This is a genomic window from Bacillota bacterium, from assembly GCA_013178415.1.
GTDB lineage: Bacteria > Bacillota > SHA-98 > Ch115 > Ch115 > Ch115.
Genome location: JABLXA010000017.1, coordinates 46,186 through 67,863, shown reverse-complemented (window position 1 = coordinate 67,863; position 21,678 = coordinate 46,186). Strand labels below are relative to the sequence as shown.

18 protein-coding genes, 1 tRNA gene and 1 riboswitch are annotated in these 21,678 nt (G+C 51.5%); of the genes, 14 read left to right on the top strand and 5 right to left on the bottom strand.

Annotation, left to right across the window (positions count from 1 at the left end; translation table 11 throughout):
* Window positions 1-58: 58 nt before the first annotated feature.
* The 8 genes from HPY52_12845 to HPY52_12810 all read left to right on the top strand — a co-directional run bounded on the left by HPY52_12845 (window position 59) and on the right by HPY52_12810 (window position 10,236).
* A complete protein-coding gene (locus HPY52_12845; GenBank protein NPV81136.1) occupies window positions 59-322 on the top strand; it encodes an NAD(P)H-dependent oxidoreductase subunit E in 264 nt (87 codons plus the stop codon).
* A complete protein-coding gene (locus HPY52_12840) occupies window positions 319-1,806 on the top strand; it encodes a 4Fe-4S binding protein (GenBank protein ID NPV81135.1) in 1,488 nt (495 codons plus the stop codon). The genes HPY52_12845 and HPY52_12840 overlap by 4 nt, the downstream gene beginning before the upstream one ends.
* Complete coding sequence (locus tag HPY52_12835; GenBank protein ID NPV81134.1) at window positions 1,790-2,458, top strand: redox-sensing transcriptional repressor Rex; 669 nt, start codon at window positions 1,790-1,792, stop codon at window positions 2,456-2,458. Before HPY52_12840 ends, HPY52_12835 begins: the two co-directional genes overlap by 17 nt.
* A gap of 281 nt (window positions 2,459-2,739) precedes the next feature.
* Complete coding sequence (gene adhE / locus HPY52_12830) at window positions 2,740-5,325, top strand: bifunctional acetaldehyde-CoA/alcohol dehydrogenase (GenBank protein ID NPV81133.1); 2,586 nt, start codon at window positions 2,740-2,742, stop codon at window positions 5,323-5,325.
* Between the two features lie 429 nt (window positions 5,326-5,754).
* A complete protein-coding gene (locus HPY52_12825) occupies window positions 5,755-6,309 on the top strand; it encodes an NUDIX hydrolase (GenBank protein ID NPV81132.1) in 555 nt (184 codons plus the stop codon).
* 96 nt (window positions 6,310-6,405) lie between these two features.
* The gene (locus HPY52_12820) at window positions 6,406-7,644 is read left to right on the top strand and encodes an adenosylhomocysteinase (GenBank protein ID NPV81131.1); all 1,239 of its coding nucleotides are present in this window, start codon (window positions 6,406-6,408) and stop codon (window positions 7,642-7,644) included.
* Between the two features lie 154 nt (window positions 7,645-7,798).
* Window positions 7,799-8,905: a Gfo/Idh/MocA family oxidoreductase gene (locus tag HPY52_12815; protein NPV81130.1), complete on the top strand. Its 1,107-nt coding sequence runs from the start codon at window positions 7,799-7,801 to the stop codon at window positions 8,903-8,905.
* A 77-nt stretch (window positions 8,906-8,982) separates the two neighbouring features.
* Window positions 8,983-10,236, top strand: a complete 1,254-nt coding sequence (locus HPY52_12810; GenBank protein NPV81129.1) for a glucuronate isomerase — start codon at window positions 8,983-8,985, stop codon at window positions 10,234-10,236.
* A 181-nt stretch (window positions 10,237-10,417) separates the two neighbouring features.
* Here HPY52_12810 and HPY52_12805 read toward each other — a convergent pair whose 3' ends face one another.
* Complete coding sequence (locus HPY52_12805) at window positions 10,418-11,221, bottom strand: MetQ/NlpA family ABC transporter substrate-binding protein (protein NPV81128.1); 804 nt, start codon at window positions 11,219-11,221, stop codon at window positions 10,418-10,420.
* Window positions 11,222-11,549: 328 nt separating this feature from the next.
* Window positions 11,550-11,657, bottom strand: a riboswitch (SAM riboswitch).
* A gap of 281 nt (window positions 11,658-11,938) precedes the next feature.
* Between HPY52_12805 and HPY52_12800 the strand changes: the two genes are divergently transcribed.
* The 6 genes from HPY52_12800 to HPY52_12775 all read left to right on the top strand — a co-directional run bounded on the left by HPY52_12800 (window position 11,939) and on the right by HPY52_12775 (window position 18,187).
* Window positions 11,939-12,412 carry an Rrf2 family transcriptional regulator gene (locus HPY52_12800; GenBank protein ID NPV81127.1) on the top strand — a complete coding sequence of 158 codons (474 nt, stop codon included), beginning with the start codon at window positions 11,939-11,941 and terminating at the stop codon, window positions 12,410-12,412.
* Complete coding sequence (gene cysK, locus HPY52_12795) at window positions 12,402-13,331, top strand: cysteine synthase A (protein NPV81126.1); 930 nt, start codon at window positions 12,402-12,404, stop codon at window positions 13,329-13,331. The genes HPY52_12800 and cysK overlap by 11 nt, the downstream gene beginning before the upstream one ends.
* 42 nt (window positions 13,332-13,373) lie before the next feature.
* Window positions 13,374-14,759: a methanol--corrinoid methyltransferase gene (locus tag HPY52_12790; protein ID NPV81125.1), complete on the top strand. Its 1,386-nt coding sequence runs from the start codon at window positions 13,374-13,376 to the stop codon at window positions 14,757-14,759.
* A 449-nt stretch (window positions 14,760-15,208) separates the two neighbouring features.
* Window positions 15,209-16,366, top strand: coding sequence for a cysteine desulfurase NifS (nifS, locus tag HPY52_12785; GenBank protein ID NPV81124.1), 1,158 nt, complete (start codon window positions 15,209-15,211; stop codon window positions 16,364-16,366).
* 26 nt (window positions 16,367-16,392) lie between these two features.
* On the top strand, window positions 16,393-16,761 hold the full coding sequence (gene nifU, locus HPY52_12780; GenBank protein ID NPV81123.1) for a Fe-S cluster assembly scaffold protein NifU: 369 nt from the start codon (window positions 16,393-16,395) through the stop codon (window positions 16,759-16,761).
* A gap of 1,337 nt (window positions 16,762-18,098) precedes the next feature.
* Window positions 18,099-18,187: transfer RNA gene (locus HPY52_12775), tRNA-Leu, on the top strand.
* 145 nt (window positions 18,188-18,332) lie between these two features.
* Here HPY52_12775 and HPY52_12770 read toward each other — a convergent pair.
* The 4 genes from HPY52_12770 to HPY52_12755 form a co-directional block, all read right to left on the bottom strand.
* Entirely contained in the window at window positions 18,333-18,728 is a 396-nt protein-coding gene (locus HPY52_12770) for a tyrosine-type recombinase/integrase (GenBank protein NPV81122.1), read from the bottom strand.
* 145 nt (window positions 18,729-18,873) lie between these two features.
* Window positions 18,874-19,743, bottom strand: coding sequence for a CBS domain-containing protein (locus HPY52_12765; protein ID NPV81121.1), 870 nt, complete (start codon window positions 19,741-19,743; stop codon window positions 18,874-18,876).
* Window positions 19,744-20,115, bottom strand: a complete 372-nt coding sequence (locus HPY52_12760) for a hypothetical protein (GenBank protein ID NPV81120.1) — start codon at window positions 20,113-20,115, stop codon at window positions 19,744-19,746.
* A 492-nt stretch (window positions 20,116-20,607) separates the two neighbouring features.
* Entirely contained in the window at window positions 20,608-21,606 is a 999-nt protein-coding gene (locus tag HPY52_12755) for an HD domain-containing protein (GenBank protein ID NPV81119.1), read from the bottom strand.
* Window positions 21,607-21,678: the final 72 nt, after the last annotated feature.

Sequence of the window (21,678 nt, the reverse complement as noted above, 5' to 3'; positions counted from 1 at the left end):
CTCTTGAGCAGTATGGGGAAAGAAGTTGAAATTCAGCGATTTTAGGAGGCAAGAGTCTATGTGTGGCAAGATCCGCGTTGAAATTTGCGTTGGCACGTCGTGTCACCTGATGGGGAATTCCCGGATTCTTAATTACCTGGAAAACTTGCCCGAGGAGATAAAAAGGCACATCGATGTAAATCTCGTTTCTTGTTTCAACGAATGCAAGAAGGGGCCCAGGGTAAATGTAGGAGATATCGTTTTATACAATGCTACTTCTGAAAAGGTAATGGAAGCAATAAAGAAGAGCATAGCGCAGTCAGAGGGAAGGGAAGTCGAGTGATATCCGAGGTTGCCAAGATAAAGAGAAAAGTCTGGACTGAAATAGCGGCTCTGGCTTTTGAAGACAAACTCGAAGATGAAATAGAATTCCTGCCCAGAAAGCTGACTCGGGAGGGTATAACAAACTATAGGTGCTGTGAGTTCAAAGAAAGAGCAATCCTTGCAGATCGCATAAAACTAACGCTTGGCATCGATCTAAGATCTTCGAACGATGATGAGCGTCTGCTTGCGGCGGCAAAGAGAGCGCTGGACAGGGGGGCTGCGGCTCCAGAGCCTGGGAGATCCCTGATAAACATAATCGAAAAGGCATGTGACCGCTGTCCGATAGACAGGATAGTCGTGACTGACGCTTGCCGTAATTGCGTTGCGCATTATTGTGTCAATGCGTGCCGTAAAAGAGCCATTGAGATTGTAGGGAATCGGGCCCATATAGACCGTGAAAGATGTGTTGAATGCGGATTATGTGTCAAGGCATGTCAGTTTGGCGCAATAATCGAACGTGAACGGCCATGCAGCAGGGCTTGCGCTGCCGGAGCAATAAAGCCAGGCCGGGACAGCAGCGCTGAAATAGACTACAGTAAGTGTATAGAATGCGGAGCGTGCATCACTGCCTGTCCGTTTGGAGCCATATCAGATACCTCTGATATACTGCGCGTCATTACCATGCTGAAATCCAAAGATACCGTGGTTATAGCACTTGTCGCGCCCTCTGTGGTTGGACAGTTTGGCCCTATGGCGGGTTGGGACGCTCTGGAGAAAGGACTCGTGCATATTGGCTTCGCCGAGGTGTTTCCTGTTGCAGTCGCCGCGGATGTCGTAGCCAGGGAAGAGGGCCGGGAGCTGGCAGAGCGAATGGCGGGAGGTAACGACATAATGTTCAACTCCTGCTGCCCCGCATTTGTGCGACTTATAGATCTGCACTTCCCATGCCTCAGCGAAAAGGTATCAAAAACGCCATCTCCAATGCTTACTGCCGCCAGGCTGGCGAGAAATACTCATGGTGCAGGGCAGGATATCAAATGTGTGTTTATCGGACCGTGCGTAGCGAAGAAGTCTGAGGCAATCAGAGAGGGCCAAGGATTGGTTGATGCGGTGCTTACATTTGAGGAGCTGGCTGCCATCCTGGTTGCCGCCGGGATAAATCTTGCCCAGATAGGCGGGGACGCGCTCTCATCTTGTCAGGGAGCGTCACTCGATGGAATGGGCTTCTGCAGCGCAGGCGGAGTAGCGAGCGCAGTCAAAAAATGCACTGCTTTCTCTGCTTCAGACACTCCACCTGAGATGTTATCATTATCTGGCGTGGAGAATTGCATGAAGGCGTTAAGGCAAGTTTCAAAAGGCGGCTTAAAAGCTGATTTCGTAGAGGGCATGGCTTGCGAAAGAGGATGCATTGGCGGTCCGGGGACACTCGTAGATGCGGATGTCAGCGCCAGGGCCTTGCAAAAATTGTTCAAGGCGAAGGGAGAGGATGCAAGTGGCCACTGATAAAGAGAAGGTCAGGACAAAAGGGTGTGATGGTATCCCATTTGCTACCATTAGGCGGTTGCCTGTATATTACCGTTATCTTGAAAATCTTTCAAAGAGGGAAGTCGAGAGAATATCTTCAAGAGAATTAGCCGCTAAGATCGGGAGCAACCCATCTCAGATAAGACAGGATCTGAGCTGGTTTGGAAACTTCGGTCAAGAGGGATATGGCTATAGAGTTGATGAACTGCTAAGAGCAATTGGACGGATTTTGGGCTTAGATCAAAAGACAGAAATGGTGCTGGTCGGCGCCGGCCATCTTGGCAGGGCAATAGCCAACTATCCAGGCTTTAGGCAGAGGGGCTTTTTCATCAAGGCCATATTCGATAATGCCCCTGAGGTAATTGGTGAAATTGTGGGAGGAGTTTATGTCCAGGATGTAAGGGAACTTGAACAATACCTGCTTGAAAATCCCGTTAAGATTGGCATAATCACCACTCCTAAAGAGGCTGCCCAGGAAATCGCTGATATCCTCGTTAAGGGAGGAGTGAAGGGAATATGGAATTTCGCGCCGGTATCGCTAAAGACGCCTGACGGGGTAGCTGTCGAGAACGTTCATATAAGTGAGAGCCTGATGGCCCTTTCTTTCAGGATCCAGCCGGGGCGCAGATAGGTTCAATCGAATGACTCATATAGAGAGGATATCCTCTGTATGTGGCCATGTGGAAATTCCCGAAGTGTGCATAAGGTGCAAGATGAGCGGAGTGGATTCACTTCCGACGCTTGGGTAGCGGCTTAATTGATAGATCCATCCCTAGTGTTATGCGCCCACGAGAAATTTCTGATGGCCCATTGACAAATCTCTTTGAGATTGTTATTATTTTCACAAGCATAGATCGTAAAAAAAGTTACAATCTATGGAGCGAGTTTCTCTAATGTGAGGAGGTAATATGTATGTCAGTGTCGCTGCAGCATGATAAGGAAATAGGGCAGAAAATCGATGCCCTGGTCGGCAAGGCGGTAAAGGCGAAGGTTGAACTGGCGAAGTTTTCGCAAGAGCAAGTAGACAAAATCGTTGAATCTATGGCGTTAGCCGGTGTCGATGCGTATTTGCGCTTAGCCCATATGGCCGTGGAAGAAACAAAGATGGGCATTTGCGAAGATAAAGCAATCAAAAACCTTGTAGCGACAGAGTACGTCTTCAATCACATCCGTAACGTAAAGACCGTTGGTGTCCTGCATCGGGACGAGCAATTAGGAATTACCGAATATGCCGAGCCAATAGGGGTGATCGCTGGCGTTACTCCGGTGACAAACCCGACATCTACAACTATGTTTAAATCACTAATCGCGATGAAAACTCGAAACCCGATCATCTTCGCCTTCCACCCGAAAGCTCAAAACTGCAGTGCAGCAGCTGCCAAAATCATGCTGCAAGCGGCGATCGAAGCGGGAGCTCCGGAAGGTTGCATCAGTTGGATTGAGGAACCATCTATCGAAGCCACTAACCTCTTAATGACCCATCCGGGGGTCGACCTCATACTCGCGACTGGCGGGTCGGGATTGGTGAAGGCAGCATATAGCAGCGGAAAACCAGCTTTGGGCGTAGGCCCCGGAAATGTGCCTGCCTATATCGAGAAGACGGCTAATATCCCCCAGGCAGTCCACGATATTGTCTTAAGCAAGACCTTTGATAACGGAACCATTTGTGCATCTGAGCAAGCCATCATAGTTGACGAAGATATCGCCTCTCAAGTAAAGGCCGAACTGATAAAACTCGGCGGATATTTCCTCAATGATCTTGAGACCAAGAAAGTAGAAGAAATAGCCATCGATGCCAAGCGGGGTGGAATGAGCCCCCAGGTGGTTGGGCAGAGTGCAGAGACCATCGCCCGTTTAGCCGGGATCAGAGTACCGGCAGGAACGCGCCTCCTCATTGCTCCTCTCAAGGGTGTAGGTGAGAAATACCCGCTTTCTCGGGAAAAGCTGAGCCCCATTATCGCCTATTATGAAGTGAAAGGGCCATCTGAGGGCATCAAGCGTGCCATAGAAATGACGGAGTTCGGCGGTTTGGGACATTCTGCAGTTATTCATTCAACAGACCAGACAGTAATCGATAGATTCTGCCATGAAGTCAAAGTTGGGCGTCTGTTGATAAATAGCCCGAGCGCACTGGGTGGCGTCGGCGATAGCTATAACTACTTGCCGCCTTCATTTACCCTGGGCTGTGGCTCAGCGGGCGGCAATTCCACCGCCGATAACGTTGGAATCAAACACCTCATCTCCATTAAGCGGAGAGCTGACCGTAAGATCGATGAAAAATGGTTTCGAGTGCCGCCCCGGATCTACTTTGAGCCCGGTTCTATTCGCTATCTTGCCCAGTTGAAGGGGAAGCGCGCGCAGATCGTCACAGATAAGATGATGGTCAGTCTCGGCTATGTGGATAAGGCAACTAGATGGTTAGATGAAGCCGGAATACAGTATAAGATCTTCAGCGACGTCGAACCTGATCCTTCGGTGGAAACGGTTATGCGCGGAGTTAGTGAAATGCGACAATTTGAACCTGATACCATTATTGCCATCGGCGGAGGCTCAGCCATAGACGCAGGCAAATGCATGTGGCTGTTCTATGAGTATCCAGATATCACATTCCAGAATTTGAAACTGAGATTTCAAGACATTCGCAAGCGAGCATTTCTCTTCCCACAATTGAAGGCCGAGTTTGTTGCAATCCCGACCACTAGCGGCACAGGATCTGAAGTCACTGCTTTCACTGTCATCACGGATCGGACGAATAACATAAAATATCCGATAACTGACTACGCAGTGACGCCCCATGTAGCAATAATTGACCCTGATTTCACCATGACCATTCCGCCCAAAGTCACAGCAGACACCGGTCTCGACGTCCTAGTTCACGCTTTGGAAGCCTATGTCTCCATCATGGCGAGCGATTATACGGATGCCCTGGCTCTCAAGGCAATTGAAATCGTATTCGAATACCTGCCCAAGGCTTATAAGAACGGATCAGACCGGCTGGCGAGGGAAAAGATGCATAATGCCTCATGCTTGGCAGGCATGGCTTTCACGAACGCATTCCTGGGCATAAACCACAGTCTTGCTCATGCTTTAGGTGGCGAATTTCACATTCCGCATGGGAGGGCTAATGCAGTGTTAATGCCGGCGGTAATCAAATACAATGGAAGTCGGCCGACCAAGCTCATGCCATACCCCAAATACAACACTTATCAGGCCCCGGAACGATATGCCAGGGTCGCACGAATGCTGGGTCTACAGGCAGAGACTCCAGAAGAAGGCGTCAACAGTCTGATTGCAGCGATCCTACGCCTAATGGAAGAAGTGGGGATGCCTTTATCGATCAAAGAGTGCGGGGTTCCGGAAAAGCAATTCGAACAGGCAGTGGACAAACTAGCCAATCAGGCCTTTGCCGACCAGTGTACAGTCACCAATCCAAGGCTGCCACTGATCGAAGAGCTAAAGGAGATCCTCCGGTCATCCTATGATCGAAAGGTCAGCTGACAAGATCTTTCTGATTATGCCGGGTCGCATTTTCCTTTTCCAGTGTCTAAGGATGGCCAAATTCAGATTTGAAAGGAAGACAATGCCGCTATATTACCGCGCACGGTTTCCCGGCAGGGGATGGTGGGACTTGGGTCAGCTGGCGAGAATCTTGTCAGCTCGGTCATATTTGCCAGATTCAAGGTCTTGGCCAAGGTCGAGGTCTTGCTCTTTCATAGAGATTGATGGAGAATGGATAAGCAGGGTGGGGTGGCGCCATCCGACAGGAGGCGCCTCCTCACATGTTCGAAAATCAGAGGGCGCCAGCATCGCATAGTGTGCCCGAGATTCCGCTCATCTTAGCGGCGCGAATGAGGATCGCAGAGGACATAGCCGCGCGTTAGCTTCAGTCAAACATGTCTTAGGTCTTACAGACAGGGGGTTTTGGCTTTGAATTTGGTCTTCGATGCAAGTAAGATCCAGGAGGATACAGTTGACACAAAGAGAATTTATGAGGGAAAGATCGTAAACCTACGGGTAGATACGGTGAAGCTCCCTGATGGCCGGACTTCCACCAGGGAAGTCGTGGAGCATTCCGCGGCGGTGGCAATAATACCGCTTCTTGATCAGAACAGGATCGTAATGGTAAGGCAATATCGCTACCCAATAGGAAGGGTGACTCTTGAGATACCTGCCGGCAAGGTTGATAGGGATGAGGAGATAATGGAGTGCGCGCGACGAGAGCTTGAAGAAGAAACCGGTTATGTCGGAGCTTCCTTCCAGAAGATACTGAGTTTTTATACAACGCCTGGGTTTTCCGACGAGATCATCCATATTTTCATTGCGAGAGGCTTGTCACGGACGGCCGCGCACCCCGATGAAGATGAGTTCATCCAGACTGAGACCGTCACTCTCGATGAGGCAATTCGCATGGTAGAAAATGGCGTGATCTGTGATGCAAAGACAACAGCTGCTCTGTTATTCTTGAAGATCCGAGGGGAATAAAGGCTGCAGGTTTTGCCAGCTAATTCATGCCGGCTTTCTGCATATCTTTTCAATGCCTGAGTTTTACGAAACTCTAAAAGACAGGTGATCATCAGGATGGGGGTAAATAGAGACATGGATGAAGGGGCCGCCAAAATCGAATGGGCGCGAACTCATATGCCTGTGTTGGCGGAGATCGAACAGAATTTCCGTCAAAACAAGCCTTTTGATGGAATGACAATAGGCATGTCGATCCACCTGGAGGCAAAGACGGCTAGACTGGCATTGTGCCTTATGGAAGGTGGAGCGGATGTCGCCATCACGGGAAGCAATCCTCTGTCTACTCAGGACGACGTGGCTCATGCTTTGGCTCAAATGGGAGCGCATGTTTACGCCTGGTATGGTGAGAGCGATGAAGAGCATGCAGGAAACCTGCGACGCGTCCTTGAGTATTCGCCGGATCTCTTATTGGACGACGGACTAGACCTCACTGCGACCCTTGTGCAGGAGTTTCCGAAACTGAAGAGTAAAACCCTTGCAGCTTGTGAGGAGACGACTACTGGCATCAACCGCGCAAAGGCTATGGAAAAGGACGGAGTCCTCCCATTTCCCATTGTAGCGGTAAACGATGCTAGAATGAAGCATCTATTTGACAACCGCTATGGGACTGGTGAATCGGCCCTCGCGGGTTTCTTGCGGGCGACGAACCTGGTGGTGTCATCGAAGATCTTTGTTGTTGCTGGTTACGGCTGGGTCGGGCGTGGTATCGCTGAAAAGATCAGAGGAATGCGTGGCAGGGTGGTTATTACTGAGGTAGACCCGGTCAGGGCTCTTGAGGCCGTTTTCGATGGTTTTGAAGTAATGCCGATGAAAGAGGCCGCAAAGGTAGGCGACGTCTTCCTCACCGCCACGGGAAACTGCGGGGTCATCGGGGAAGAGCATTTCAACCTCATGAAGGATGGAGCAATCTTGGCCAATGCCGGGCATTTTGATGTTGAGGTCGATGTGAGAGCCCTGCGGCGAATGGCTTCTTCGAGAATTGTCCGCAATAACATCGAGGAGTTCTCATTTTCCGACGGTAAGAAGATCTATTTGATAGCTCAGGGCAGACTGATCAACCTCGCCGCAGGCGACGGCCATCCAGTGGAGATCATGGATCTTTCATTCGCTGTACAGGCATTGGCCCTTGAATGGTGCGCCCGCAGTGCGAGGGAACTTCCTGTGGGTCTTATCCCTGTACCTGGCAAGATAGACCAGCAGATTGCGCACATAAAGCTCCAGACCGCCGGGATTCAGATAGATCATTTGACTGATGAACAGGAGTCCTATCTTTCCCAGTGGAGATACATCAATTAAGACTTGCTACCTGAAGTTATCATTCAGTTAACAGCGGTGAACCATAGGGAAATAGGGTGTCGATCTCGAATTATTTGTCGATATGCCCTGGGTGGGAATTTCGTTGTGGGAAGCGATATCCAATTCAAGGAAGGTGAGGGGATCATCTATGAGTATGAGCATTGAACCAACGAAGGTGGGCATAATCGGATGCGGCACTATTAGTGGCATCTATTTCTCGGCAGGCAAGACATTTGAGATACTCGATATCGTCGCTTGCGCAGACCTCGATATGGGGAGGGCGCAGGCCAAGGCTGCCGAATTTGGAGCCAAGGCATGCACTGTAGAGGAACTCCTGGCGGACCCGGATATAAAGATCGTGATCAACCTTACCGTTCCGAGAGCTCATTACCAGGTAGCGATGGCGGCCTTGAACGCAGGAAAATCTGTCCACAATGAGAAGCCTCTGGCCATTACGCGCGAAGAGGGAAAAGAGATACTTGAGACGGCAGCGGCAAAGGGGCTAAGGGTCGGATGCGCGCCGGATACATTTTTGGGTGGCGGGCTTCAGACCTGCAGGAAGCTCATTGATGATGGCTGGATTGGCGAACCCGTGGGAGCGACCGCTTTCATGATGGGTCACGGGCCTGAGAGCTGGCATCCGGATCCCGAATTCTACTACAAAATTGGCGGCGGTCCGATGTTTGACATGGGGCCCTATTATCTCACCGCTCTCATAAACCTCCTGGGGCCAGTTCGCCGCGTGACCGGTTCAACCAGAATCACTTTCCCGGAAAGGATCATTACCAGCAAGCCCAAATATGGCACAAAGATCAAGGTCGATGTCCCCACACATGTGGCAGGCATTTTGGACTTCGCCAGCGGCGCCATCGGGACCATAATCACTAGTTTTGATGTCTGGGGAGCTGAGCTTCCGCGAATCGAGGTCTACGGGACTGAGGGAACCCTGAGTGTGCCTGATCCGAATACCTTCGGAGGACCGGTCCGCATAAAGAGGGCTGGCGCGAGTGAGTGGAGCGAGATTCCATTGACGCATGGGTATTCTCAGAACAGCAGGGGCATCGGAGCGGCAGACATGGCCTATGCTCTCCGGTCTGGAAGGCCCCATCGGGCGAATGGAGAACTCGCCTATCACGTCCTGGACATAATGCATGCCTTCCATGATGCAGCGAGGGAAGGTAAACATATCGAGATCCAGAGCACGTGCGAGCGTCCTGCCCCATTGCCTTTGGGCCTGATGCCCGGGAGACTGGACGAATAGCCGTAGGAGGCATACCTATTTTTTGCGGCGTGATTCGCGCCTGTCCCATTTTATCAAATTCTACGGAGGTACATGCGATGCATATAGAAGATCCTGCGCGACTTCGTGAGGTTGTGTCCAATGCCGTCAGCAAGGCCCGAATTACGGACGTGCATACCCACATCTTCCCGCCGACATTCGGCGACCTTTTCCTTTGGGGGATTGATGAACTCCTTACATACCATTACCTTGTAGCTGAGACTATGAGGGTCGTGGATATACCATACTCCAGATTTTGGGCTATGTCCAAGCGCGAACAAGCTGACTTGATCTGGAAGGCCCTTTTCATCGAGCGGACCCCTTGCAGTGAAGCATGCCGTGGTGTCCTCACTGTCCTGTCAAGGCTCGGCCTCGATGTCAAATCCCGCGATCTTGAATCCTACCGGCAGTTTTTCCGGGACATCACTGTTGAAGACTATGTGGATCGCGTTTTCGAGCTTGAGGGCATCGACAAGATTGTGATGACCAATGATCCCTTCAATCCGCGCGAAAGAAAGATGTGGCTGGATGGCAAACGGCGCGATGAGCGCTTCCTTGCCGCTCTTCGCCTTGATGTGCTCTTGAATTCGTGGCCTGTGGCATGCCAGCGTCTCCGCGAATGGGGCTATGATGTCTCAGAGGATCTATCAGCCGATACCCTCAAAGGCGTAAGGCGATTTCTGGAGGACTGGATAGGGCGGATGAAGGCTGTCTACATGGCGGTTTCACTTCCTTATGATTTCAATATCCCTGAGGATTCGCCCCGCGCGAGGTTCATCGAGGATTGTGTAATCCCCGTCTCACGCGAGCTGGGTGTGCCATTTGCCATGATGATCGGGGTCGACCGGCAAGTCAACCCTGGCCTCGGGGACGCCGGCGACGCGGTCGGGCGGATGAACATCAGGGTCATAAAATACCTTGCAGCCAGGTATCCTGAAAACAAATTTATGGTCACGTTGCTTTCGAGAGAAAATCAGCATGAACTGTCCGTGATGGCCCGCAAGTTCCGCAACCTTATGATATTTGGGTGCTGGTGGTTTTTGAATAATCCGAGCCTCGTGGAAGAGATAACCCGTATGCGTGTCGAGCTTCTGGGAACCAGCTTCATACCTCAGCATTCCGATGCTCGCGTGTTTGACCAGCTCATATATAAGTGGGAACACTCAAAAGCGACCATAGCAAAAGTCTTACAAGATAAGTATCTTGACTTGCTCGAAACAGGCTGGGTCCCAGAAGAGGAAGAGATTGAGCGTGACGCAGCGAGGCTTTTCGGGGATAATTTCCGGGATTTCGCCTTGCGGACCGAAATATAGCTAGGATCTGACTTGTTTGGGGAGTATATCCCGGGAGCATAGGCGTCTTCTTCAATGGGGGGACGGCATCCTCGGCGACACCGTCCCTCTCATTTACACGGGCATGCCGGCCATGTCGGCAATTAAGACCAGATAGGACAGGAACAGCGGCCCATAAAAGCATGATACATAAGATCAAGACCTAGAATACGGGCACAACCCCTCCGGCGTATTTTCCAAGGATGAAATCCTTGACTTCTTTGCTGTTCAGCGCCCTGGCGAGTTTGAGCAGCGCGGGATTGTTCTTGTCTTTGGTCCTCACGACCAGCACATTCACATAAGGCGATTCTGCGCCTTCCAGTTTCAGTGCATCCTTAGTGGGTGTCATTCCTGCCTGCAGAGCGAAATTTCCATTAATAACTGCAATATCAAGATCATCAAGGGCTCTGGGGAGCTGCGCAGCCTCCAATTCACGGATCAAGAGCCCTTTGGGGTTCTTGACGATATCGAGGGGTGTGCCCTTGGCACCTACGCCCTTCCTGAGCTCTATGAGGCCTGCTGATTGCAGCAAGAGGAGCGCTCTGCCGCCGTTGGTTTCATCATTGGGGATCCCGACGACTGCCTTCTCCCTCAACTCCGAGAGGTTCTTGATCTTCTTAGAATAGATGCCCATGGGTTCGATATGCACCTTCGCAATCCAGGTGAGATCCAGTTTATGGTCTCGTGAAAAGCTCTCCAGGTAGGGAATATGCTGGAAAAAGTTGGCGTCCAGTTCGCCATCAGCCACCGCCAGGTTTGGCCTAACATAATCAGAGAACTCTATAACCTTGAGCGTAATGCCTTGCTTTTCGAGGATAGGCTTTATGACTTCCAAGATTTCCGCATGAGGTACGGGGGTTGCCCCTACTCTGATGACGGTTGCTGCATAACAAGGTAACACGACGACCAGACTTGCTGCCACAAGTAAAATCGCCAATAGTATCCGAGACTTAAGATAACTCTGCACAGAAATTCCTCCTATCTATGAATCTGCCCGGTCCATCTTTCGGGCTTACATCTATGCGATATCTAGCCTTCAGCCATGTGATATCCAGCCTTCAGCCATTTGAATCGCTTGTGCATTGAAGATAGCCCCACTGCGGTCACCGGCATAATCTCCGAACGGGAATATCAGTTACCCTATCTAGTTGCAGGATTTCTGCTCTCGCTGCAGAATCTCCGCGTTCACCCCCATGGAACTTTTTGGCCTCTCCCGAAATCAGGAGAGGCCGTCATGCGCATGCTCATCTGACACCCTCCTCCCATCTCCCAGGTTCCACGTCTGCGGGATTTCATCTGGATCCCACCAGACCTCGCCCTGCAGGATTTGGCACCACTGGAGCACCAAGGCTGCCGGTTGCCGGGCTTCATTGGGCCAGTCCCTCCGCCGCTCTCGATGCGAGGTTCAATTCTTGAATCTTTCTCTGCGAAAGCTTTATTGCCGCTATTATATTCTGGATTCTTTTGGACTGTCAAGAAGAGTTTTCTGGATTTCCAGATGGGCACATGCCTTCCTTCTTCCAGAGAGCATTCCATCTGTCTACGAGATGGACAGATCTCCTGGGTAGTTATGCGCCCGAAATGGGAGAGACATGATTGACGCATCCTTTCGTAAGTGATATAGTCTATTCAAGTAAAAGATAATCAAATTGCTAATCTTTTTTAGGGGGGTGATAGGCACATCATGATGAAGCTTTCCACAAGGGCAAGGTATGGCGTCCGGGCGATGTGTGCTCTAGCCCTCATGTCCAAAGACGGCAAACCTGTTGCGTTAGCCCACATCTCGGAACGAGAGGGTATCTCAAAGGGCTATCTTGCCTTGATTTTCCATAAACTCAGGCAATCGGGGCTTGTGGAGGCAGAAAGAGGAATAAATGGTGGATTTAGATTGGCGAAGAACCCTGGAGATATAACAGTAGCTTCTGTAATCCGCGCATTGGAGGGGCCCATAGCGCCCGTTGATTGCCTTGGTCCACCTGGCAGGAGCGCCGCAAGCCGCTGTAAAAGGAAACAGCATTGTCTGAGCAGACCAGCATGGCTGCGCCTTCAATTACAGATCGAGCAGGCCCTAGATGCTATTACCATAGCATCACTTGTGAAAATGGAGGATCAAGACGAATATCCGGACATAGCAGGAGGGACGCAATATGCAGAATAGCAAGATCGCAGGAGATATAACACAGCTGATTGGCGGTACACCATTGGTCCGGCTGAATAGGGTGACCGGAAGCGCTCGAGCAACTGTAGCCGCCAAACTGGAATCATTCAATCCATGCGGGAGTATCAAAGACCGTATAGGTGTATCTATGGTCAATGCAGCGGAGAAGGCGGGGATACTTAAACCCGGGTCCACCATAATTGAACCCACTAGTGGAAACACCGGCATCGCCTTAGCATTTGTGGCCGCAGCAAGAGGATATCATCTGATACTTACAATGCCAGAGACGATGTCGATTGAGCGGAGGAAGCTCCTTGCCGCTTTCGGGGCAGAAATAGTCCTTACTCCGGGTTCCGAGGGGATGAGCGGAGCCGTTCGCAAGGCAGAAGAACTCGCTGCCTCCATCCCTGGCTCATTTATACCACAGCAATTCAAAAATCCCGCAAATCCGGAGATTCATATTAAAACCACCGCGGTAGAGATCTGGCAGGACACCTGCGGTGAGGTCGACATAGTCGTGGCTGGCGTAGGCACTGGGGGTACTATCACCGGCATCGCTAGTGTGATCAAAAACTTAAAGCCAGGCTTCAAGGCAATCGCTGTTGAACCGGCGGAATCTCCCGTGCTTTCTGGCGGCTCTCCGGGGCCTCACAAGATACAGGGAATCGGCGCGGGGTTTGTCCCCGAAGTATTCAAACGCGAATTGATCGATGAGATAATCCAGGTTCCTCAGCAGGAGGCCATAAATATGGCACAGCGCCTTGCCAGAGAAGAGGGGATACTCGCAGGGATATCATCTGGCGCGGCCGCGTGGGCCGCCGTGCAGGTAGCGCTGCGGGAGGAGAATCACGGTAAGCTCATTGTCGCGATACTCCCGGATACCGGAGAGAGGTACCTATCTACAGGGGTATTTGATTAAACGGCGGCCAGGATCAGACTATCTTGGGGAGGGTTGACAGATATGACAGGGCGATTTGAGAAATTGGCCATAAGCGATGTGGGGGATTTCATATATGGAATATCTCCAAAGCCTATTAAACTGGCAAATGGGATGATCATAGGTGGTGGGATCGTCTACCCGGAAATCAATTTCACGCTGCCTCCAATGGATATTAATGAAAAGACTATGGAAGAAGTCAAACGGCAGTATAGAGAGATGATCGACGGCATCCTGACGCGTGCCAGCGAGCTTACTGTACCAGGCCTGGTAGTCGAGGTTGAGCTCCTTCCCCCTACGACTATTCACCCCGAATGGGGCATCGAGATCACGAATATAGTCAGGGACGCGATGCGCGAGTATGAATCCAGGCATGGACTCAAGAGCGTAATGAGGATTACACCAAATGACGTCCGGGATATGATAAGGCCTCCTCGGATGTCGGAAGGTCCGATGCTTGACGCGATGCTTGAGACATTCCGGGGGTGCGCCCAAGCCGGGGCGGAGTTTTTGGCCATCGAGTCGACGGGTGGAAAGGAGGTCCACGATGACGCGCTTTTAACTTGTGATCTGCAGGCTGTCATCTTCTCTCTGGGTGTTATGGCTGCACGGGACATGGAAAGACTTTGGAAAGCGATAGTATCCATTGCTAACGAGACGGGAAGCATCCCGTCAGGTGATACAGCCTGCGGCTTCGGGAACACGGCCATGATGCTGGCAGAAAAGGGTTATATACCTCGGGTGTTTGCAGCCGTCGTAAGGGTCGTAAGCGCAGTCAGGAGTCTTGTCGCGTATGAAGCCGGGGCGATAGGGCCGAGCAAAGACTGTGCATATGAAGGGCCATATATTAAGGCGATCACGGGATACCCCATTGCTATGGAAGGGAAATCAGCTGCTTGCGCACATTTTAGTCCATTGGGGAACATCGCGGCTGCTGTGGCGGATCTTTGGAGCAACGAATCCGTCCAAAACGTGAAACTCCTTGCGGGCATGGCTCCCACTGTTTCAATAGAACAACTAGCATATGACTGCCGATTGATGAATACGGCAAGCCAGGATGGGCGGGAATCAGCACTCAAGCTTCGCGACTGGTTCGTTGGTTCGGATAGCCGTCTGGATCCACAGGCTTATGTGTTAAGGCCCGATGTCGTCTTGATGATAAGCAAGGAAATTTTACGAGAATCGACACACTACGACCAGGCCAGGGCTGCTGCGCAAGCGACAATTGAGGCTCTTAAAGCCGCAGGTAGAGAAGGCCGCGTCATAATATCGGATCGCGAGAGACCGTGGCTGGAGAAAATGCAAAAGGATCTGGACGCGATGCCAGACACCGAGGATGAAGCATGGAGGGTCGTAAAAGAGAGGATCGACCTCAATAAGGTCGTGCTTGAGGATTACGGCCTGGCCTGATATATGACGACAATCTATGATATTGATCGCCAGATCCAGAGTTGGAAAGATGGCCCAGCTATGTATGTCACCACGTGAGGGGGCAAGCCAGTCACTGGCGTCATTGGCGGGAAGATAACCCAGCTATGTATGTCACTACGCGGCTGCCAGGCGCACCGCACACGACCAGCTCATATTTCGAAATTTGAGCTTGGTCATCTATAGATCTGTGGTCCAGAGATCTGTGGTCCAGGAGATCTTGCCCTTCCTTGGTGCATTGATTGATTATTGAACCGCACTCAAGGAGGGGCCGTCCTCCAGAGTAATATACAGGAGTTTTGAGGGGCCACCTTGCGGGGTAACGTGCAGGAGCTTTGAAAGGGCCATCTCACGGAATAATATATAGGAGCTTTGAAGAGATAATCCTGAGCAGTTTACTTATGATTTTCTATGAAAGAGGGGCTGTTTGAATGCGGAAGGTATATTTGGACCACGCGGCGACTACGTCCTGTCGGAAAGAGGTTATTGAAGCCATGATGCCGTATCTTGCGGAGAAGTTCGGCAATCCGTCAAGTATACACGCCTTCGGCAGGGAGACGAGAAATGCGCTTGACGAATCACGAGACAAAGTGGCCAGTGCGATCGGAGCGGATCCTTCTGAGGTGATATTCACTTCCGGAGGCACTGAATCGGACAATACTGCAATCAAGGGAGTCGCTTTGGCAAATCAGAAGAAGGGAAACCACATCATAACATCTTCAGTGGAGCACCATGCCGTGCTGAATAGCTGTGAAGACCTGAGGAAATCAGGATTCGAGGTGACTTTGCTGCCAGTAGATTCCTATGGGATGGTGAATCCCGAGGATGTAAAGAAGGCCATAACCGACAAGACGATCCTGATCTCCGTGATGCACGCCAATAACGAGGTCGGGACGATAGAACCTATTGATGAGATCGCGAAGATCGCCCGGGAAGCAGGGATATATTTCCACACAGATGCCGTTCAGACAATAGGCAATCTCCCGGTGAATGTCAGGGATCTTGGGGTAGATATGCTCTCGCTCTCAGCGCATAAGTTCTATGGCCCCAAGGGCATAGGCGCGCTTTACGTTCGCAAGGGTGTGAGATTCCGCCCATACATGACCGGCGGCGCTCAGGAACGTGGCCGGAGGGCTGGAACTGAGAACGTCCCGGCTATTGTGGGCCTTGCAAAGGCAATAGAACTGGCATCTCAGGAGCAACCCGAATATGCGGCAAGACTTACGAGTTTGCGCAATATGCTTATCGAAGGCATCATGAATTCCATTCCTGAGGTAACACTGACTGGACACCCCGGTGAACGGCTTCCCGGGAATGCTAGCTTCTGCTTCAAATTCATAGAAGGAGAATCAATATTGCTGAATCTAGACCTTGAGGGCATCGCAGGTTCATCAGGATCTGCCTGTACATCAGGTGCATTAGAGCCATCGCATGTTCTACTGGCCATGGGAATCCCCCACGAGCTGGCGCATGGATCCCTGAGGCTGACTCTTGGAAGAGATAACACCGAAGAAGATGTGAGGTATGTTCTAGATGTGCTTCCCAAGATCGTGGAGAAACTCAGGGCTATGTCACCATTTGGCGTATAGAAAAGCGGGGGGAGGATGAGTCGGATATGTATTCCCAGAAGGTTATGGATCATTTCATGAATCCGAGGAATGTTGGTGATATGCCTGATGCAGATGGGGTAGGGCAGGTAGGGAACCCCATCTGTGGGGATGTCATGAAGCTTATGATAAAAGTCGAGAATGGTAGGATAGTCGATGCGAGATTCAAGACTTTCGGTTGCGGTGCCGCGATAGCTACAAGCAGCATGGTGACCGAGCTCGTTAAGGGCAAGACCCTTGAGGAAGCCATGGAGATCTCAAACAGGGCCGTCGCGGAAGCCCTCGATGGGCTTCCGGCAAACAAGATGCACTGTTCTAACCTGGCTGCCGATGCCCTGCACGAGGCGATCAAGGATTACAAGAACAAGAAAGCCTGACTCTGGCTGTCGATATTCAGTATGAGGGGGCATGGGGTTTTGGCTGCGCAAGCCATGTCATAACTAGCATGTTCACTGGGGCTGGCTCCCTTCTGCTGGTGCTGACTTAGCAGCATGAGGGCCTACCCTGAAGATACCGGGATGGCAGTCCAGGAATTTTCATCCATCTGATGGTGCCGCAGCGGCATGGGAGTCTACCACGAAAATAGATCCGGCCGTTTTCATGCTTCTGGTGGTGCCGCCGCAGCGGCATGGGAGTCTACCCCGAAAAATGCACGTTGCGGTTTTCATCATTCTGATGGTGCCACTGTGGCGGTATGGGGGTCTGCCATGCTATCACGCCCGGTCTCCCGGTAGAGGTGGGGCTTGGGTCAGCTAGCGGCATTTTGCCGGGTCTTTGAGGCGGATGGCTGCCTTCTCTCCACCTAAAAGCGCGGGTGACAAGCTCTCGGCCAGATCTCTAAGGTGGGTGGCGAGTCTTTAGTCAGCCCAAATCGCTGGTGACGAGTTTTCGGTCACCCTGGACCAAGGATGGCGAATTTTCAGTCATCCTGGACCGAGGGTGGCAAGTTTTTGGGCGAGTTGCGCGCCGAAATAGCTGAAAATTCGTCAGCCTAGACCGAGGGTGACGAGACTGTAGGCAGATCCCCTACGAAAGTGGCTGGGAATCCGTCAGCTTAGACCGAGGGTGACGAGATTGCAGGCAGGTCCCACGTAAAAGTGGCTAAGAATCCGTCAGCCTCCTCGCCGGGGTGGCGAATTTCCCGTCAGGACGGGAACATTCTGGCAAATTTTGGGCCGATCTCACCTTGAGGTGGTTGAAATTTAGGCAGGTTTTGCTCAAGGGTGGCCGAGATTTCGCCAGTTCCTGGCCAAGAGTGGCGAATTTTCCGCCACCTTGCCCCCAAATTGGAATATTATAGGTTATGATTATCCATAATAAGGAATTTTATGGGATATAGTGGCTCGGAGTGGCGAGCTTTAAGTCGGCTTGGATGCAGAAGTGGCTGAAATTCCGTCAACCTCTGCCCTCAAGTGCCGAAAATCCCGCCACCTCACCTTTGAATATGAAACATTGGCAGCATCCGCCAGCCTATTTATCTTATCAATGGAGGGCCCTTCCTGGAGTCGATGATAAGGACGGCCGTATGAAGCGCTGGCCCAAGAGGGACGCAGCGATAGAGGATCGAATTTGGGAATTTGGGATCCCTATTGACGTCCATTCGCCTACATGTTAAACTAAAATCCGCGGGGGAGAAGCCGCGACCAAAACATCAGGGATATCCCCGGACCAAACGACAAATGGCCCAGGAGGCCAGGAAATTCTTGATTTTTGTGCCGAAGTGGCGGAAATGGCAGACGCGCTAGATTCAGGGTCTAGTGGCCATTAACGGCCGTCGGGGTTCAAATCCCCGCTTCGGCACCAAGTATTTCAAGGGGTTGAGGGCTTTCTGGAAACCGGATACATCTCCTAAAAATTAGGGATTTGGTGGGACTCTTGGTGGAATGTTTACTCCAGTATATTCCAAGAGGGGCCCCAAAACTTTTGGTGGAATAATCGAGTCCAGTGATTACTCTGCCAAAGAGAGAAAATCTTTCTTCCCAACTTTTGCCTTATTGAGTATTTCTTCGAAAGTGTCAGCAGCTTCCCTGTCCATATCGCTGTATACATGTGAATAGATGTCCCCGGTCATTACAACAGATGAGTGACCCAGGCGAGCAGAAACGGATTTGAGCGGCACCCCTGCTGCTCCTAACAAAGTTGCACGGGTGTGCCTTAGTGCGTGGAACTTAATGCTCCTTATCCCCGCCTTTTTGACAATCCTGTTAAAGTAGCCAGTCACGTAGCAAGGCTCCAACGGACCGCCTTCCGGCTTCGTGAACACATAACCGGTGTTTACGTAGTCCTCGCCGAATAGGAGCCTTTCCTTAATCTCGGCAAATGCCGGAATTTTAATAGCCGCCAATGATGCAAGCGGCCTTTATAGCGGCCTTTATGAGGTGACGTCGTTCATAGATGAAAACCGACGCAGGGCTGGGGTTTCAGTGGAAGTCCGTGATGTCAAGTTTCATGCAAACACATAACCACGGTCATGCCGTCTCAGGACAGTATTACATGCAGTCGGCCTCTCTCAACTCTATCTTCCCTGCTACAACTACCTGCTTCCCTTCCTTCTTTGCCCTGGTCGAAGCCAGGCTTGCCATGTTGATCAGATAGCTGACTGCATATAGCTCTGAATCTCCATGCCGAGGAGAAGCCCGCCGGCCCCCGGCCACACCTGCAGAAGCTGCTACTTTGATTCCCAGCGGCCATTCTTCTTCAGAAATCGCATTTACCATTCGCAAGGCAAGCTTCTTCGCTTCTTCCAGAGGTTTCATGGTTACAACTGCAAATTCATCCCCTGCATACCGGAATAGATGGTCGGAACCTTCTTCAACCACGCCGGCCAGAATCTTCGCCACCCTATAGAGGATCTCGTCGCCCACCACGTGCCCAAGTTCCTTGTCAACTGCCCCGAAGTTGTCCAGATCCAAGAAGATAACTGCAATTTCCTTCCCACCCTGCAGAAGTTCCAGGGCTTTCCGTTGAACAAATTCTGCTTTGTGCAGTCCCGTAAGGGCATCTATGTACTTTCCGAACTCAGCGTAAAGGAGTGATTTCGTCACCACCCCAACCGCACAGTCTCCATCCATCACCACGAGCCGCTCGATGCCGTGTCGCTCAAGTAGCTCCTTTGCCTCCCAAAGTGAGCACGTGTGGGGTACAGTCACCACTTCCTTGGTCATTGCATCCGCTATAAGCCGGTTGGGATGACAACCTCTTATATCGCGTGAGGTTATAATCCCCACAAGCCGCCCGCCTTCTACAACCGGAAATCCTCCGATCTTGGTCCTCTCCATAAGCTCGGCTACTCGAGCCACCGAATCCTCAGGCTTAACCGTCACAAGCTCTTTAGTCATGATCTCTCCTACGGTGTGCATTTATAAGTCCACCGCCCGGTTTACCTGAATTACGATATTCACCTGAGCTTTTACAACCGCCTGTTCATCAGCTACGCGTTCGCACTCCTCCAGGAGGATAGGGAGGAGTTTCTCCTCCGGTAACAACTTCAAGAGAGATCTCTTCAATACCGCAGCTTCAAACACCTGATGCTCGATCCTGATGATTTCATACTGCTCTGGCGATAGGGCGTCCACCATCCTGCGCACAGCTTCGGGTCCAATGGGGGCCTTTTTCCCTACAAGTAGGGCGTCCTGCATGGGCGGGATCTCGAATTCCGACAACCTTATGGTCATCTCCGCTTTGCGAAGAGGCTCCGACGCAGGTAGATGGGATCCTGCCTTGGAAGACATATATCAACCGCCTCCTTCTTGAAATCTGAACAAAGATTAGCTATCCTAAACACTCTAACTGTGCCCGGCTCCCAGTTCTCAAGCGATACTAAAAGCGTGATAGTAGCATATCCTTCTATGTCTGGAATCTCATAGAAATCATCCTGGTTGATCCGGGTAGGACAATTGAACGCCACCGCGAGCGCGCCTCAACGGGAGATAGTCTGGACCGCGATTGCCAATAGCGACCCACGCCCCATCAAGTCAGCCAACATATTTCCCTTAACGAACCATATTTACAATATGCAATATATTACGCCAAGAAAAAGCTTTCTCCTTCTTGCAAGTACGGGAGACCGGGGCTTGTGTCTGAAAAGAAAACCATCGAGAGGACGTTTATTGGAGGGCTGAGGAAGGGCATGCGCAGCTGACGAAAGGATTACTGGATGTCCGTGGCCACCTCTCCAGCAAGAATGATGACCCCGGCGTATGCCGGGTCAGGACCACGACTGTTCACCCCAGACTGCCGGAACGGAAGAGTTCGAGAAACACCTCGCACCACTCTGGATCGAATTGGGTTCCGGCACCCGACTCGATCTCCTTGACTGCCTTCGCTGGTTCCATGGCCGCGCGGTACGGCCTAGTCGAGACCATGGCATCGTAGCTATCCGCAATGGCAAGTATCCTGGCACCCACGGGGATCTGTTCCCCACTCAACCCATCCGGGTACCCAGAGCCATCGAATCTCTCGTGGTGGTGCCTGATGTATAGCGTGACGGCCTTCAATTTCCCAAAGGGACTCAGTATCCTCTCGCCGATGACCGGATGGGTCTTTATATGAGCGAATTCCTCATCGGTAAGCCGCGCAGGCTTGTTTAGCACAGCCTCTCGGATGGCGATCTTCCCGATGTCATGAAGCTTGGCTGCCAGCTCTACGTCCCTCGCCTCCTGCGAGACCCCCCATCGGTGCTCAGCCATCTTTACCGCTGTCTCACAGACTCTGAGAGAATGCCCTTCTGTATATGGATCCTTTGCCTCAAGGACGTTGACGAGGCTCGACATAGATGAAACGAATAGGTCTTCGAGTTGCTTGGTCAGTTCCGCCAGTCTTTCCTCCAGGTTGCGCAGGTATGTCGCCCGTTCCTCATCGAGTTTTCTTCGTTCTGTGACGTCTCTCGATATTACGATTGAACCAATGTATTCGCCCCTGGCATTCCTTATGCCAGCGTAGGTGTTCTCGTAGTACCTGTCGTTCACATGGTCAACGACCATTCTGGTGAAATCCTTCTGCTTTCCGGCCTTCAGGTAGTCCAGTGCGCGCCTCACGCGTTCATGTGACTTGTCGGGATGACATGAGAGAACACTGCGACCCACGACATTCGCCGCGGCAATGCGCCTGATCTGCTCACCCTTCTCGTTCACAAACAGGATCCGGTCGTCTTTGCCGATAATGATTATTCCCTCAGGCATCTGTGCCAAGACAGCCTCAAACAGCTCCGCCTTGTCTTCCATCACTACCGACCACCTTTCGGATTAACTGACCGCCAAGCAAGTGTACGCAAATCAACCCTCGTCCGGCTCGAC